The organism is Paraburkholderia terrae, from assembly GCF_002902925.1.
Taxonomy (GTDB): Bacteria; Pseudomonadota; Gammaproteobacteria; order Burkholderiales; family Burkholderiaceae; genus Paraburkholderia; species Paraburkholderia terrae.
The window spans coordinates 2,236,027-2,251,016 of record NZ_CP026113.1 but is presented as its reverse complement, the minus strand read 5'-3'; the positions used below and the strand labels follow the sequence as shown (position 1 = coordinate 2,251,016).

Annotated in this window: 15 protein-coding genes; 14 read left to right on the top strand and 1 reads right to left on the bottom strand. The window is 63.7% G+C overall.

The window, feature by feature from the left end; translation table 11 throughout:
• Nucleotides 1–24: 24 nt before the first annotated feature.
• A complete protein-coding gene (locus C2L65_RS39850) occupies nt 25–1,158 on the bottom strand; it encodes a sensor histidine kinase (protein ID WP_042305291.1) in 1,134 nt (377 codons plus the stop codon).
• 711 nt (nt 1,159–1,869) lie between these two features.
• Between C2L65_RS39850 and C2L65_RS47380 the strand changes: the two genes are divergently transcribed.
• The 14 genes from C2L65_RS47380 (at nt 1,870) to C2L65_RS39780 (ending at nt 14,857) form a co-directional block, all read left to right on the top strand.
• Nucleotides 1,870–2,460 (top strand): SCO family protein, encoded by a 591-nt coding sequence (locus C2L65_RS47380; RefSeq protein WP_427910221.1) that lies wholly within the window; start codon nt 1,870–1,872, stop codon nt 2,458–2,460.
• A gap of 23 nt (nt 2,461–2,483) precedes the next feature.
• Nucleotides 2,484–3,176 carry a response regulator gene (locus tag C2L65_RS39840; protein ID WP_042305367.1) on the top strand — a complete coding sequence of 231 codons (693 nt, stop codon included), beginning with the start codon at nt 2,484–2,486 and terminating at the stop codon, nt 3,174–3,176.
• A 138-nt stretch (nt 3,177–3,314) separates the two neighbouring features.
• Complete coding sequence (gene gspG / locus C2L65_RS39835) at nt 3,315–3,782, top strand: type II secretion system major pseudopilin GspG (protein ID WP_042305289.1); 468 nt, start codon at nt 3,315–3,317, stop codon at nt 3,780–3,782.
• A 20-nt stretch (nt 3,783–3,802) separates the two neighbouring features.
• Nucleotides 3,803–5,005: a type II secretion system F family protein gene (locus C2L65_RS39830; RefSeq protein WP_042305288.1), complete on the top strand. Its 1,203-nt coding sequence runs from the start codon at nt 3,803–3,805 to the stop codon at nt 5,003–5,005.
• Nucleotides 5,006–5,019: 14 nt separating this feature from the next.
• Nucleotides 5,020–6,750, top strand: coding sequence for a GspE/PulE family protein (locus tag C2L65_RS39825; RefSeq protein WP_042305287.1), 1,731 nt, complete (start codon nt 5,020–5,022; stop codon nt 6,748–6,750).
• Complete coding sequence (locus C2L65_RS39820; protein WP_042305286.1) at nt 6,731–7,636, top strand: hypothetical protein; 906 nt, start codon at nt 6,731–6,733, stop codon at nt 7,634–7,636. The genes C2L65_RS39825 and C2L65_RS39820 overlap by 20 nt, the downstream gene beginning before the upstream one ends.
• Nucleotides 7,633–8,163, top strand: a complete 531-nt coding sequence (locus tag C2L65_RS39815) for a membrane protein (protein ID WP_042305285.1) — start codon at nt 7,633–7,635, stop codon at nt 8,161–8,163. The genes C2L65_RS39820 and C2L65_RS39815 overlap by 4 nt, the downstream gene beginning before the upstream one ends.
• On the top strand, nt 8,160–8,726 hold the full coding sequence (locus tag C2L65_RS39810; RefSeq protein WP_042305284.1) for a hypothetical protein: 567 nt from the start codon (nt 8,160–8,162) through the stop codon (nt 8,724–8,726). Before C2L65_RS39815 ends, C2L65_RS39810 begins: the two co-directional genes overlap by 4 nt.
• Nucleotides 8,723–9,301 carry a hypothetical protein gene (locus tag C2L65_RS39805; protein ID WP_042305283.1) on the top strand — a complete coding sequence of 193 codons (579 nt, stop codon included), beginning with the start codon at nt 8,723–8,725 and terminating at the stop codon, nt 9,299–9,301. Before C2L65_RS39810 ends, C2L65_RS39805 begins: the two co-directional genes overlap by 4 nt.
• Before the next feature lie 14 nt (nt 9,302–9,315).
• Nucleotides 9,316–11,610, top strand: coding sequence for a secretin N-terminal domain-containing protein (locus C2L65_RS39800; RefSeq protein ID WP_052426803.1), 2,295 nt, complete (start codon nt 9,316–9,318; stop codon nt 11,608–11,610).
• Between the two features lie 3 nt (nt 11,611–11,613).
• A complete protein-coding gene (locus tag C2L65_RS39795; protein WP_042305282.1) occupies nt 11,614–12,159 on the top strand; it encodes a type II secretion system protein in 546 nt (181 codons plus the stop codon).
• 8 nt (nt 12,160–12,167) lie between these two features.
• The gene (locus C2L65_RS39790; RefSeq protein ID WP_042305365.1) at nt 12,168–12,560 is read left to right on the top strand and encodes a type II secretion system protein; all 393 of its coding nucleotides are present in this window, start codon (nt 12,168–12,170) and stop codon (nt 12,558–12,560) included.
• Nucleotides 12,557–13,177: a hypothetical protein gene (locus C2L65_RS39785; protein ID WP_042305281.1), complete on the top strand. Its 621-nt coding sequence runs from the start codon at nt 12,557–12,559 to the stop codon at nt 13,175–13,177. Before C2L65_RS39790 ends, C2L65_RS39785 begins: the two co-directional genes overlap by 4 nt.
• A 294-nt stretch (nt 13,178–13,471) precedes the next feature.
• The gene (locus C2L65_RS39780; RefSeq protein ID WP_042305280.1) at nt 13,472–14,857 is read left to right on the top strand and encodes a sigma-54 dependent transcriptional regulator; all 1,386 of its coding nucleotides are present in this window, start codon (nt 13,472–13,474) and stop codon (nt 14,855–14,857) included.
• Nucleotides 14,858–14,990: the final 133 nt, after the last annotated feature.

The following is a 14,990-nucleotide window of genomic DNA, read 5'->3' as shown; positions in this document are numbered from 1 at the left end:
CCGCGCGGCATGACATGCGAGGCGCTACAGAGGCCAGCATGCCGAGACTTCGGTGCCGTCGTCCGGGATTGCACTCACGGCGAACGTGCCGCCTTGCGTTTCGACGCGATGCTGCATGCCCGTCAGACCCAGGCCGTTCGAGCGGGCGTCGTCCGTGCGAAGTGGGCGTGTCTCGTAGCCAGTTCCATTGTCGCGTATGGTCAGCAGCAGGTGCGATGCATTGCGCTGCAACTCGACGCGAATCTCCGAAGCAGCGGCATGCTTGACGATGTTATTGAGCGCTTCCTGCACCACGCGAAAGATATCCGCCTTCAGATGATCGGGGATTTCGCCGTCTTCGATGCCGCATGAAAACATTACTCGCAGCGTTTCGATGCTTTGCCCGACGCGCCGGCAGAGCGCGCCCAACGCGGCGGGCAGGCCGAGACGTTCCAGCGCGAGCGGCCTCAGCTCTCCGCATATCTGCCGCATTTCGCCGATCGTGTCGCGTATCTGCAGGACGGTTGCATCGAGCAGTTGCGCGGCGTCGTCGGCCTGGCCGCGCCGCAAGCGCATGCGCGCGTCTTCCACCATCAGCTTGATCAACGTCAGCGCCTGACCCATGCCGTCGTGAAGCTCGGCAGCGAGACGCTCGCGTTCACGCTGCTGGCCCATCATGAGCCAGGTTGCTGGTTTGCACGCGTCGTCGGCAGGTGGCTGGGCGCTTTGGGACTTCTTCCTTCCCAGCGACGCGAGCGGCTCGGCGAGCAACATCAGCCGGAGCAGTGCGCCGCCGTGGCTCGGTGCAAAAGCCTGCTGGTACACATGCAATGGCATTCGATGGCCGGTGCGGCCCGTGAGCGTGACGTCGAACGTGTGGAACACATGATCTGCGGTGTCGTGCAGTTGCTGTTCGACGGCCGCGTGATCTTCTTCATGCGCGAGGTCCGCGAGAGGCTTGCCGGCGAGATCGGCACTCGCATAACCGAGCAGCGCGGCGGCGCTGCGATTCGTGCTGACGATCGCGCCTTCGGCGGTCGTCAAGGCGAGCGCGGCGCCGCGCGCGTCGCTGATGTGTACCGTCTGCTGCGTGTCGCGCATGGCGTTGCCCAGCTTGCGCATCGCGTCGATCAGATCGCGCAGCTTGACGGGCGGTTCAGGCGACGTAGTGGCATGCATGGGCGCTCCCGTCTGGTTGACCCGAAAACTCTGAAGCCGCTGTGGGATTGTAGGCCGCGCGCCGCGCGCACGGCAACGGGGCACGTGCTGCGTTTCGTACGGGGAACACCCGGACCGTCTGGCGCGGGGTATTACGCAGGTGGAACTCCCCTACTGTGCTTTGGGGAGCTTCATCCAATGACGTCCCACAGACGATTGACGAGACTGGTCGAGCAAGGGCGAATTGCGCGCCGTGCCCTGGTTCGCAGCCCGTTGCTTCATGAAGAGGAGGTCGCGATGAACACCCACAGGCTCGTAATCGGAGCGCTCATTCTGACGGGCGCGGGATTGACGGCGCTACCCGCGTTGAGCGCCGAGGCAGAACAGGAGCCCGCAGCCGATGCGGCGATGGCGGCACAACATCACGACGCCTCGATGAACATGGATGAGGCAAAAAGCGATGACCCGATCGCGGAGACGGCTGCAAAGGCAGCACAAGACAACGCAGCGCAAGACAATGCGCCGACCAGTGCCGCGGTGCAAGGCATGACGGCAAAGCAGCGCGTGATGAAGGAAGCGGCAGCAGCGCAGGCAGCAGCAAAAGCCGCAGAAGAAAAAGACATCGCGACGGAAGAGGCGCCCGCGCACGATGCCCACGCGATGCCGGCAGACATGCCGATGGACAACATGCCGATGCCCGCCGCGCATGACACGGCCGCGCCAGCGGACGCCATGCCCCCGCACGACGAGCAGTCGAAAGACAAGCTTCACTCGATGTCCGGCGAGCACGAGATGCATGCGCATCATCACGACATGGCGCCAGGCACGACACGCACCACGGTGGATTACGCGTTGCCGCCCATCACGCTGGTGCGCGACGACGGCGAGTCCGTTTCGCTCATCGACGAACTGAACGACGGCCGTCCCGTGGTGTTGACGTTCATCTACACGTCATGCACGACGATCTGCCCGATGGTCAGTCAGACCTTCGAGCAATTGCAGGAGGAGCTCGGCAGCGAGCGCGACAACGTGCATATGGTGTCGATCTCGATCGATCCCGAAGAGGACACGCCCGCGCGCCTCAAGGCCTACGCTGAGCGCTTCGGTGCGGGCCCGGAATGGCAGTACTACACGGGCACGGTGGAAGCGAGCGTCGCCGCGCAGCGCGCGTTCAACGTCTATCGCGGCGACAAGATGAACCACACGGCCGTCGCGTTCTTCCGCGCCGCGCCCGGCAAGCCGTGGCTGCGCCTGGATGGTCTTGCGACTCCCGACGAACTGTTGAGCGCCTATCACGAGATCGTCGCCCGCAACGGTTCGTGAACGCGCCGCGCGGAGGTGTCAACGTGGAGAAGATCCACCGGGTGCTGATCGCCGAAGACCAGCCGCTGCTGCGCGGGGGGCTGTGCTCGATGGTCCGCGCGTTGCAGCACTACAGCGTCGCGGGCGAGGCGGGCGACGGCGTCGAGGCGTGCAGCCTCGCCGTGACGCTGATGCCCGACCTGATCCTGATGGACCTGTCGATGCCCGGCAGAAGCGGCGTCGAGGCGATCGCGCACATCAAGCGGCAAGCGCCGCAGATCAGGATCATCGCGCTGACCATCCACGCGAGCGATATGCATATGCGCGAGGCGCTGGCGGCAGGTGTCGATGGCTATGTGCTCAAGGACGCGGCGTTCGACGAGCTTGTCGAGGCGATGCGTCTGGTCATGCTCGGCCAGCGCAACGCGACGCTCGACGAATATGGCGCGCGACAGGGCGAGCCGCGCGGCCAGCCTCCGAACGGGCAGCATGCGCAGATGTGGAGTGCGCTGACCTGCCGCGAGCGCGTCGTGCTGCGTCTCGTTGCCGAGGGCTGCACCAATCGCGAAGTGGGCGAGCAGTTGCGCCTGAGTCCCAAAACCATCGAGAAACATCGCGCCAGCCTGATGCGCAAGCTCGGCGTATCGAATGCGACGGGACTCGTACACGCGGCGCTCGATCTCGGCGTGCTCGCGCTGCCCGAAGACACGGGCAATGGGTTGAACTACTTCGTTTGAACGGTAAAGAACGGGAGGGTCTTTACCCATCTGTTTGCACGAGTCTCCCTACTTCGCGCGCGTGCGTGCCTGAACAACAATTCACACAGGCGTGCGGCCTGCGCGACACGCGCGGCATTCCACAGGGAGGACCACACCGTGAGCGACATTCTGTTCACGTCCACATGCGGCAGACGCATCGATACGCATGCACGGCAAGCTGCGCGCGAGCGGGGCTTCACGCTGCTCGAACTGCTGGTGGTCATGGTCATCATCGGATTGCTGGCGGGTCTCGTCGCTCCGCGCTATTTCGAGCAGATCGGCAAGTCGAACACGAAGATCGCGCGCGCGCAGATCGAATCGCTCGGCAAGGCGCTTGATCAATACAGGCTCGATGTCGGCGCATACCCGACTACGGAAGAGGGCCTGCAGGCGCTGATGACAAAGCCGCAGGACGCGCCGCACTGGAGCGGTCCCTATCTGCAGAAGGCCGTGCCGCCTGACCCGTGGGATCGCCCCTATCAGTACCGGTCTCCCGGCGAGCATGGCGACTACGACCTGTATTCGTACGGCAAGGGCGGTCAGCCAGGCGGCTCGGGCGAGAACGCGACCGTGTCGTCCTGGTGAACGGTGCGAGGAGAAGCGACGTGAAGTATGTGCTGCGGGTCTTCGATACGAACGGGGCGGTGCAGACAGTGCATGTCGAGAGCGATTCGACGGCGGCGGCCGCGTCTCTCGCTCGCGCGCGCGGGCTGCGTGTCGTATCGGTGCGCGGCGAGCGCGGCAGCGCGCGTTTGCGTGTGCGCACACCCGCGCTCGCGCGCGGCAAGTTCAATGTCGAACTCTTCGCGCGCGAACTCGCGGCGCTGCTCTCGGCGGGCGTCGGCGTGGTCGATGCGTTGCGCACGCTCGCGAGCAACGAGCGCCGCGAACGCTCCGCCGCCGTGTATCGCGGGTTGTTGCGGCGGCTCGAAGAAGGCCAGTCGTTGTCGGCGGCGCTCGAACAGGCCAGCGACGTTTTCCCCGCCGTGCTCGTCGCCTGCGTGAAAGCGAGCGAGCAGACGGGTGGTCTCGCAGACAGTCTCACGCGCTATTCGCGCAACAGCGCGATGCTGCATGAACTGCGGGGACGGGTAGTGTCCGCGGCGATCTATCCGACGGTGCTACTGGTGGTTGGCGCGGTAGTCGTGCTCTTTCTGTTGGGCTTCGTCGTCCCGCGCTTCGCGACGCTGCTCGAGCATAGTGGGCGCGAACTACCGCTTCTTTCTCAACTGCTGATCGCGTGGGGCAGCATGGTTCACGCGCATGGCAAGGAACTCGCAGTCGCTTTCGCCGTGCTCGTGTTTGCTGCGTCGATCGTGCTGCGCCGCCCTTCCGCGCGCGACTGGATTGCCGACCGCATGCTCGCGTTGCCGGGCATCGGCGAATACTTTCGGGTGTTCCGTCAATCGCAGTTCTTCCGCACCACGGCGATGCTGGTCGACGGTGGCATCCCGGCCATCCGCGCGTTCGATCTTGCGCGTGGGCTCGTCGGTCGTTCCGATCAGGCATCGCTTGCGCGTGCGCTCGATCAGGTGCGCAACGGCGCGAAGATTTCCGACGCGTTCCAGCAGGCGTCGCTGGCTGATGCGATCACGTACCGGCTATTGACCGTCGCGGAGAAAACGGGCGGTCTCGGGCCCGTGCTCGACCGGATAGCGGCGTTTCAGGAATCACAGGTGGCGCGCGCAATCGATCTGATCTCACGGCTGATCGAGCCCGCGATGATGATTTTCATTGGCATCGTGATCGGCGGCATTGTCGTGCTGATGTACATGCCGATCTTTGAAATTGCATCGAGCGTTCAATAGCAGGCGAGGTTGTCATGGACACGGCGAGCATGGCGAACGGCATCGGCGGAACGGGCGGCGTCGATCTGCGCGACGCGCTGCGCACCCTCGCCGAGCGCCATGGCTCTGGCCTGCGCGCGCTCGAAGATCTGCTTACGCAAATGCCCGTCAGCCCCGACGAAGTGCTCGCGCAACTCGCTGTGCAATGTCACATGCAGCCGATCACGATGCATGCGCTGAACGCGCTGCAACCGGATTTCGATGTCGTACCGTTCGTCGAGGCGACGACCCGCCTGTGCATCTGCTTTCGCGATACCGAAGATTCCGCGGCGGGACGCGGCCTGTTGTTCGTGATCGCCGATCCGCTCGACCGGCGCACGCGCGGCAGTATCGAGCAACGCATGCGCGCGCGGCCTGCCGTGCCGTATCGCTGGGCACTCGCGAGTATCGGCGACATCACCGCGTGGCTCGCGGTGCGCGAGAAGGACGTGCGCGCGATGGACTCGCTAGCGTTCGACCAGACCACCCAGCATGCCGCTGATCCCGCGTCGCTTGCGCTGACGCTGCAGGGCATCAGCAACGACGACAGCGCCGTCGTGCGCCTGCTGAATTCGACGATCTACGACGCCCTGAAAATGATGGCGAGCGACATCCACCTCGAATGCCGCGCGCATGGGCTGATGATCAAATGCCGTGTCGACGGCGTGCTGACGGTGGTGGGGCGCGTCGAAGGGCGCGACGTCGCGGATCAGGTGCTGTCGCGTGTGAAAGTCATTTCCGAACTCGACATCGCCGAGCGCCGCGTGCCGCAGGATGGCCGCTTCAAGGCCGTCTATGCGGGCCGTGAGATTGATTTTCGCGTGTCGATCATGCCGAACCAGTTCGGCGAAGACGCGGTGCTGCGGATTCTGGATCGCTATCAGCTGTCGCAGGCGTCGGGTGGACTCACGCTCGAAGCGCTCGGTTTCCAGCAGGAAGACACGCGCTTCATGCGCACGGTCGCCGCGATGCCGTACGGCATGCTCCTCGTCACGGGGCCGACGGGCAGCGGCAAGACGACGACGCTCTACGCGATCCTCACGGAGATCAACGACGGACTTGAAAAGATCGTGACCATCGAAGACCCGGTCGAGTACCAGCTGGGCGACATTCTGCAGATTCCCGTCAACGAGGCAAAAGGGCTGACATTCGCGCGCGGCCTTCGCTCGATCCTGCGCCACGATCCAGACAAGATCATGGTCGGTGAGATCCGCGATCCGGAGACGGCGCAGATTGCGGTGCAGGCGGCATTGACGGGCCACCAGGTCTTCACGACCGTACACGCGAACAATGTGTTCGACGTGATCGGCCGCTTCACGAACATGGACGTCGACCCGTACAGCTTCGTGTCGGCATTGAACGGCGTGATCGCGCAACGGCTCTTGCGCCAGTGCTGCCCGGACTGTGTCGCGGAAGATACCGTCGACGCCGATGCGCTCGCGCGATCGGGCATCGATCCGGATGCGGCGGGCGGCTATCTGTTCCGGCGCGGCATGGGCTGCGCAGCCTGCCGCGGTAGCGGCTATCGCGGACGGCGCGCCGTCGCGGAAGCGTTGCGCATGGACGACGAACTGCGGCAACTGCTGTCTGAACGCGCACCGCTTACGCAGATCAAGGCGGCCGCATTCCGGCAGGGCATGAAGACGCTGCGAAGTGCGGCGATCAAGCTCGTGCGGCAGGGCGAGACGACCCTCGAGGAGATCAACCGTGTCACCATGGTCGATTGATTCGCCCGGCGCGGACATCAACATCGGCATCGGCACACGCGAGGTCGCCGTTGAGTCGCGCCGGCCGCGCTGGCCGCCGGCGCGCAAGCCCGCTTCGCCCGCCGCGCCGCGCAGCGTGCCGATGCCCGAAACGCAATGGTTCACGCAAGCGGGTGTATTCGACGCACTTCGCGCAGCGCTCGAACCCGCGCCGGATGGCGTCGTGCCGCAAGCGCCTTCCCGAACGCGCGGCGTCCATATCGTGCTCGACGACTTCTGGGGCAACCACGCGATACTGCGTGGCGACTTCCGCACGTTGCGCGCGCGAGAAGTCGACGAGATCGCGCGTGCGCATTTCGTCGATACATATGGTGTCGATGGTGAGACCATCGTTGTGCGCGCGTGTGTGCAGCGTGGCGGACGCGCAATGTTTGCCAGCGCGTTGCCGCGCGCGCTGGTGGATGGGATGGGCGAGGCGAGTGCGTCGGCCGGCGCCCGCATGCTGGCGCTGAAACTGTGCCTGCCTGAAATGCTCAACCGGACGCTGCCCAGCATGCCTCGCGCCAACGCGATGATCGTGTTCGCCGCCGACGCGTTGATCCAGGCGGTGCTGATAGAAGCGGATTGCTGGGCGTGTTATGACGCGCAGCGTCTATTCGCGGGCGATGCATGCGATACCGCAAAAGTCACGCTACTCGCGGAACAGGCGTTCGAGCGCTGCGCGGAACGCACGACGCTCAGACGCGAGGATTGCGCGCTGGGCTTCTATGGCCCCGGCAATGCAATCGATCTCGCCGCGCTGCAAGCGCGCTTTGCGAGCGTGACGACGCTGGCTCCGCCGAATGCCTGTGATGAACTCGAGGGCGGCGAGAGCTTCGCGCGCCATCTGCTGGAGTACGCGCAATGATCCAGCGGCTCGACATCGACTTCGCTCGCCGCCGGTCGCACCTCGCGCCAGCGGGACTCATCGTGCTGTGCATCGCGATTTGTGCGCTGCTTGCGAGCGGCGTGCGGCTGTGGCAGGCATTCGATGGCAACGAGCAGGCGCAGGAACGCCTGGACGAGGTGCGTCATCGTGTGCTCGCCAAAGCGCATCTCGTCAGGGCGCAACCAACGCCTGCAGCGATGCATGCGGAAAAGCAGAGTCTTGCGGTGCTGAGTGAACTGACGGTGCCGTGGCAAGACCTGTTGTCGATTGTCGAGGACTATCCGGACCATGATGTCGCGCTGATCGGCATCGATCAGAATCCGGTGCAGAGCCAGATTCGCATTACGGCAGAAGCGAAGAACTTCGACGCGATGATCGCGTATCTGCGCTATCTGCAATCGAGCAAGCTGTTGCGCGAGGCCGTGCTCAACGATCACGAGATCGAAGCCAATGTTCCGGGCACGCCCGTCCGGTTTCAGGTTACCGCCGTGTGGAGCCGCTCATGAACGTCGAGCTTCTGCGCGAGCGCTGCCTGACCTTGCGTTTCGAATTGATGCGGCGCTTCGGTATAGCGGGGCTCACAGGCATCGCGTTGTTGTGTGCTGCTGTCGTCGTGGCCGATAGCGCGATACGCATGCAAAGGGACACGATCGCGCTGTCGAACGAGGTTCGGCCTGCGCGTGCCGCGAAGACGGCAGACGTTGCCCGCGACGCGGGCTCGTACGCGGATACCGCTGTGCTCGCGAGCTTGCCCGATCTGTTTCCGCGTTTCGCGCATAGCGCGGACGATATCGCGGCGATACTCGCGCACGCCCGCGACAGCAATCTGGCAGTCGGCTCGGCGGAATACGTCATCGTTGCCGATCCGGGTGGACGTTACGTGCGCTATCAGATGCTGCTGCCCGTCAAGGATCAGTACGTGACGATTCGCCGGTTTCTTGCGTCGGTGCTCAACAGCGTGCCGAATGCGGCGTTGCGTGAGATTCACGTCGAACGGCCCGCCGTGGACGGCAGCGTGCTCGATGCGCGCGTCCGGTTCGAACTCGTCTACGGGACGGCGCGGCCATGAGTTCCGTTCTCGTTCGCCGCTCGCTGCTGGGCATGTGCCTGATCGCGACGATCGCGCTTTCGGTGAAGGCGTGGCGCGCTCCGGAAGGAACGTCGGCGATGGCGGCTGTGAGTGTCGCGCGTCATGACGCCGCGTTGACGGCTTCTTCGGTTCGCGCTGCGGCAAAACACGACCGCGCGACATCGCCCGGCAAAGCAACGCAGGCAGCGAGCGAAAAGACCGCGAACGAAAAGCTCGCGGCACTGCGCAAGCCCATGTCGCTCGAATCGCGTAACAACCCGTTTGCCGCGTCGTCGTGGCTGCCGCCTCCGCCCCCACCCGTACAGGCTGCGCCCGAGCCTCCGCCGCCACCGACCGCGCCGCCCGTGCCGTATGTGTACCTCGGCAAACTGGACGGCTCGACGCTCAAGCCACGTGTCTTCCTGAGCAGTGGCGATCAGTTGGTGATCGTGTCTCAGGGGGAAGTGGTCGATGGACAGTATCGCGTCGAGTCGATCTCCGACGCCGACATCGTGCTGATGTATCTGCCGTTGAACCAGAGGCAGGTCATATCCATGCAAAGCGAAGGAAAATGAGCGAAGGAACATAAATGACAGCCGCATGCAGCCGCGATCGGAGCCGCAACGGGGACAGCGGCTCATCTACGCGCTATCCACCGCATTCCGCGCCCCTCACGCATGGCTCGCCCCGCGTGCCGCTGACGAAGCGCCAGGTCGCGTGCATAGCACTGGCCGTGCTGGCGTTGGGCGGTTGCGTGACACCGCCCGCTACGCGCCAGAACGATCCCACCAACGCGCAATTGCAGATCGACTATCTGCATGATCGCGACGCGCGCGTGAATGCGTTGCTCGACGATGCGGACGCGTACCGCGCGAGCTATCAGTATGACCTCGCAGTCCAGGCGCTTGGCCAGGCCTACCAGATCGACCCGACGAGCGAGCGCGGCCGCAAGATCGGCGCCGCGCTCGACCGTGACCGGCGCGACCTCACGAGTTTGCAGGAAGCGGACCGCATGATGCAGCGCGGCTCGTATGCGCTCGCGGAAGAGCGCGTGCATCGGGTGCTGGCGCAGAACCCGACCAATCCGATGGCGCAGCAGATGCTCAGGAATATCCAGGACAAACGTAATCAGCAGCGCGCGCTGAAGGAGGAAAAGATCACCGCGTCGTCCATCATGCGGACGCCCGTCACGCTGCAGTTTCGCGATGCCAATGTGCGGATGGTGTTCGAAGCGCTGTCGAAAACGACGGGTCTGAACGTGATTTTCGATCGTGACGTGCGCGCCGACCTGAAGACGACCATCTTCGTGACGAACGCGACGCTGCAGGACACCGTCGACATGATCCTGATGCAGAGCCAGCTCGACAAGAAGCAACTGAACGCGAATACGCTCTTCATCTATCCGGCGACGCCGGCGAAGGAACTGGAGTATCAGGAACTGAAGGTGCGCACGTTCCAGCTGTCGAATGTCGATGCGAAGCAGATTCAGGGTTTGCTGAAGAGCCTGCTGAAGCTGAAGGAAGTGGTGGTCGACGAACGGTCGAACACCGTCACGATACGCGGCACGCCCGATACGATCCGCGTGGCCGAGGAAATGATCGCCGCGCAGGACATTCCCGAGCCCGAGGTGATGATGGAAGTGCAGGTGCTGGAAGTCTCGCACGATCGCATGACCGACCTTGGCATCGAATGGCCAAACACGTTCACCATGTCGACACCCGCCACGGCCAATACCTGGGGCGAGTTGCACCATCTGCCTATCAATGCGCTCAACGTGAGCGGCCTGTCCGCGACGGCCAATTTCAAGCTGAGCGACACCGATGCCAACCTGCTCGCCAGTCCGCGCATTCGCGCGCGCAACAAGGAGAAGGCGCGCATCCTGATCGGCGACAAGGTGCCCGTGATTTCGAGTTCGAGCACGCCGAGCACGAGTGGGCCGTCCTATACGCAGATGGTCCAGTACCTCGACGTCGGCATCAAGCTCGAAGTCGAGCCGCAGGTCTATCGGGACGGCGATGTCGGCATCAAGCTGAATCTGGAAGTGAGCAACATCACCAAGGTTATCCAGAGTGACAGTTCGCAGGCAGGGCTGACGACACTTGCTTATCAGATCGGCACGCGCAACGCGTCGACGAGTCTGCGTTTGCGCGACGGCGAAACGCAGATTCTCGGTGGCCTGATTTCCGATCAGGACAGAACGACGGCTGACAAGGTGCCGGGCCTCGGCCAGTTGCCCGTGCTCGGTCGGCTCTTCTCCAATCACAACGGCGACCACGTGAAGACGGAGATCGTGCTGCAGATCACACCGCATATCGTGCGCCCGCAGATCGCCGCTGACGCGGACACGCAGGAAGTCTGGTCGGGCACGGACGTCAACGTACACTCGGAGCAGTTGCGGCTCGACCCGGTCGTCGCGGAACTGGAACCGGCCGTGCCGCGTCCCGTCGTCCGTACGCCCGGCAGCGTGGGCGGCGGCACGACGGGCGGTGCGGCCGCCACGCCGCACAGCAGCACGCAGGGCCGGCCAACAACCCAGCCGCCCGCGAGCGCGTTCGGGCAGTTGCCTCCGGCGCCACGCACGGCGCCGCCGCAGCAACCGTATGGCGGCCGCTATTCGACCTTGCCTGCGCCGCCCGTGCCGCCCGCTAACGGCGTCACGCCGCCTGTCGATCAAGGCGCCGCCGAGGCGCAGTCGAACGGCGAGAGTGGCAACGGCAGCACGCCACAGACCCCGTCCGCAGCACCCGGTGCGCAGATGGCGCCTCCGCCTCCGCCCGCACCCGCGCTGTCAGCGCCGAGCGCGCCTCCGTCGAATCTCGTGATGCCACCAGGCGACATGCCGAGCGACAACCCGCTGCGTCCGATCCAGAACGGCGGGTACTGAACGATGTCTCGCCTTGTGCGTCCAGACCGTTGCCGCATCGCGCGCCGTGCGAGGCTGCGTGGCTTCACGCTGGTCGAACTCGTGATCACGCTTGCGCTCGTCGGCATTCTGGCGCTTGCTGTCGTGCCTTTTTCACAACTGATCGTGCAGCGCGAAAAGGAACAGCAACTGAGCGGCGCATTGCGCGAGATTCGTACCGCCCTCGACGCGTACAAGGAAGCGAGCGACGCGGGTCTTATCGAGCGGGAAGCGGAAGCTTCCGGCTATCCGCCTTCGCTAGCGGTGCTGGTGGACGGCGTGAAGAACGTGAAGGACCCGAAGGGCGGCCTGCTGATGTTCCTGCGCCGCGTGCCGCGCGACCCGTTCTTCGCAGGCGACGCCGATACACCGCCCGAAGACACCTGGAGCCTGCGCGCGTTCGGCGACCCGCCCGCGCATGCCGACGGCAGTGATGCTTCGGAACGCGGCAACGTGGGCAAGGACGTATTCGACGTTACGTCGAAGTCGGATCGCGTCGGTATCAATGGCATTCCCTATCGACAGTGGTGAGCGCGACCATGAAACGCATCGATACGCGCCGGCGCGATACCGGCTTCACGCTGATCGAACTGGTGGTCGTGATGGCGATCATCGGGCTGTTGCTGACCATCGCGCTGCCGAGTTACATGCACAGCATCGATCGCGGCAAGGAGCAGGTGCGTGCGCAGAATCTCGCTGTGATGCGCGATGCGATCGACAAGTACTACGGTGACAACGCCGCGTATCCTGATACGCTCGACGAACTTGTGACGCGCCACTATCTGCGCACGATTCCCGTCGATCCCGTCAACGGTGACGACAAATGGGCGGTCGTCGCGTCGCCGGATGACACGAAGCCGGGTGTCTACGACATCGTGCCTGCCAGCAGCCCGCAGGGCACGGCTTCGGGTGACGCGGGAGCGGGCAAATGAGGTTCGGCGCAACGTGTGGCCGCCACGCGACTGCGCATGTCGGGCATGTCGCGCGCGATCGCGGTCTCGTGATGTTGACGTTGCTGATCGCGTTGATGCTGCTCTCCGTCGCGCTGATGGGCGCCCTCGATGTCTGGTCGCTGCAACGCAAACGCGAAAACGAACAGCAACTGCTGTTCGTCGGCAACCAGTACCGGCTCGCGATATTGCGCTACTACCGCGCCGGGCGCACGCTGCCCGCTTCCGTCGATGAACTGCTCAACGACACGCGTGTTCCCGAGCCGCTGCATCATCTGCGGCGCGCGTATGCCGATCCCATCACCGGGCAGAACGATTGGGTCTATATGTATCAGGCGGGACGGTTGGCGGGCTTGCACAGCAGTTCGATGGATGCGCCGATCAAGCGTGCCAACTTTCCCCGGCAGTTCGAAGACTTCGAAGGGCAGCAGACCTACGCAGGCTGGCAGTTCTTCTATTTGCCGACGATGCAGCGCACCTATTCCAACAGCGATACCCCTGCGAAGCCAGCGAGACCGGGTACAGCAGGCGCGCCATTCGATCCGATGAACGACGGATTGACGCACTACACGCCCCGTCCCTTCGGCTCATCGCATTGACGATCAGTATCAAGCCGACTGAAATCCACCTGTTTGCATCTTCATCGTTGCAGGTCCAACGTCAAGGTTGTGTCATTGATTCTCATTACCTGGATGTTCACTGCGGCTTATGAGGTGTACCGCACACATGGCGAATGATTGATACGCAAAAGAGCCGTCGTCTTCTGAATAGAAAACAGATCTTAAGGCGTTCTTAAGCTGCACTCGCCGACACTTCCATTACGGTGCAATTTCGCTTCCTTGTCAGGGCGATCAGCTTTTCTTTCGAATCAGAATCAAACAGAGAGGCTTCGTATGGACTCTGCGACGAGGAAGCTCTATCACGTTTGCCGCGTGAACCGCGCGCTGCCGGATGCGCTGCTGCCGACAAAGGGATGGGCGATCGACCGGATCGACATGAGTGCGCGGACGAAGCATCGGACACGGCTTGCTGCGGGCGCAGGTGGATTGCTCGATATTGCGTCGATGAAGTTTCCGCGCGACATGGAGCCGCTCACGGAGGTGCTGGCGACGCGGGACGTAGGCTGGGTCGCGGCGCTTCAGCAGGGGCAACTGGAAGACGCCACCATCCGTTCTGTTGTGCGTAGTCACTGCATCAGCTACATCACGCTACCGACGACGGCCGTCGAACTCGGACATGCCGTGGGTCACGCGCGCGGCATGTGCTCACTGGGCGGAACCACGACGGCTGAATCGTTGACCGTTGTCGATGGCGACATGATCGGCTCGTGCGATGCGATGCTCCAGCTATTTCGCACGATGCGCAAGGTCGCGATGTGCAACGCACCCGTTCTTATCCAGGGCGAGTCGGGTACAGGCAAGGAACTGACAGCATTCGCCATTCACCGGCACTCGGATCGACACCATGGGCCCTTTGTCGCGATCAACTGCGGCGCGATCCCTGTACATCTCGTTACTTCGGAACTCTTCGGCTATGAGCGTGGCGCCTTCACGGGGGCGAATGAGCGGAAGACGGGACGCATTGAGTCGGCGAATGGCGGTACGGTATTTCTCGACGAAATAGCCGATCTGCCGATGGAAAGCCAGGTGACGCTACTGCGTTTTCTGCAGGAGCACAGCATCGAACGACTCGGAGGCCTGTGCTCGATCGATGTGGACGTGAGAATCGTTTGTGCAACGAACGTCGATCTGGAGCGCGCGGCGCGCGAAGGACGGTTTCGCGAGGATCTTTATCACAGGCTGAGTGTGCTCCAGATCGAAGAGCCGCCGCTGCGCGCACGAGGTGCCGACGTCGAGCTTTTGGCGCGGCATCTGCTTGATCAGTTGCGCGTGGATTCGCGCCGCCGGATTCGCGGCTTTTCCGACGACGCGATTCGGGCACTGCGTGCGCACGACTGGCCCGGCAACGTCCGCGAATTGAGAAACCGCGTGTGGCGTGCGGTTGTACTGTTCGACAACTCTGTCATCACGGCGAGTGACCTTGGCCTTGCGCACTATGTCGATGCGCGCACGATGTCGCTCGACCAGGTGCGGCGCCGCGCGGAGCAACAGGCAGTTGAAAGGGCCTTGCTGCGTCATCGCGGCAGAGTCGCGGACGCGGCGCGCGATCTTGGTATTTCGCGCGTCACGCTGTACCGGCTGCTCGAGTCGTATGGGTTCGATATTGCTTCGTTTCTGAGGGGCTTGCGCACCGATCGCTCTCTCACGGTGGTTCGCTAGGTTGCGCCGACGGGCGAAGGCTTTGTTGCATACCTGCGCCGAACGGCATCCGCGAGCGTCTCGCCAACGACTTGCGATGACGCAGCGTATCCCTCCGGGCGCTGGAAGCAACACCCGCTGATCGCAGGCACCC